Origin of the sequence: Curtobacterium sp. B8 (assembly GCF_000333315.1) — a bacterium.
In the GTDB taxonomy this organism is placed as follows: Bacteria; Actinomycetota; Actinomycetes; order Actinomycetales; family Microbacteriaceae; genus Curtobacterium; species Curtobacterium luteum.
Window position 1 is genome coordinate 1 of record NZ_BACW01000062.1, and the last position, 744, is coordinate 744.

Annotated in this window: 2 protein-coding genes; one reads left to right on the forward strand and one right to left on the reverse strand. The window is 72.3% G+C overall.

Features of this window, described 5'->3' with window-relative positions:
- Positions 1 to 327, reverse strand: a 327-nt coding sequence (locus tag I59_RS21775) for a BLUF domain-containing protein (protein WP_022902403.1), incomplete at its 3' end; no start/stop codon positions are given.
- On the opposite strand from I59_RS21775, the gene I59_RS23260 reads away from it, so the two are divergent.
- Positions 314 to 721 carry a substrate-binding domain-containing protein gene (locus tag I59_RS23260; RefSeq protein ID WP_049976506.1) on the forward strand — a complete coding sequence of 136 codons (408 nt, stop codon included), beginning with the start codon at positions 314 to 316 and terminating at the stop codon, positions 719 to 721. The genes I59_RS21775 and I59_RS23260 overlap by 14 nt on opposite strands.
- Positions 722 to 744: the final 23 nt, after the last annotated feature.

The window sequence follows — 744 nt, forward strand, 5'->3', positions numbered from 1 at the left end:
ACCAGGCTCGTCGAGGACGTCGGCGTCCGACGGCGAACCGAACGCCATCGCCCAGCCGTCGAACCGCCGGGACTCGATCTGCTCCCGCGACAGCGACTGCACCTCGGTGTGGCGCGGGTCGCGCTCGATGGCCGCGAAGCGGTCCTCGACGCTCCACGCCGGACCCTCCAGCACCTGGAGGAAGCGGCCGTCCTTCGCGAGGAGCAGTCCGGAGACGCCGAGGGCGTCGTTGCGCAGCCGGGCCTCGCGGAGCATGGCGACGAGGTCGTGGTCGGTGAGCTCGTCGACGGCGACGGACATGTACACGAGGGAGGTGAGGGAGGTCATCGGCGCCAGTGTCGTTCCGGTCCGGAACATCCGTCAACGTGGTCGTCCACGGACCGCACCGGGCCCGTGGACGAACGCGTGTTCCGGACGGTCCGGGTCCCGGGCGGTCCTGGTCGCGACCGGTGCGGGTCCCGTCCTTGCCCTTCCAGAGCTGCGTGAGGCCGGACTGGCAGTCGTCGTCCCGGAGGACGTCGCGATCGTCTCCTTCGACGGCGCCGCCGAGGCGGACTACACGAACCCCCAGCTCACGACCGTCCGGCAGCCGATCGAGGCGATGGCACGCGCCGCCGTCGACCGCGTCCTCGGGATCGACGACACGGACGGCGGACACGGCGGCCTCATGCCGCCGGAGTTGGTCCTCGGCGCGAGCTGCGGCTGCAGCGTGCGTCGCTGACGCACGCGCGCGACGGCCGGGAG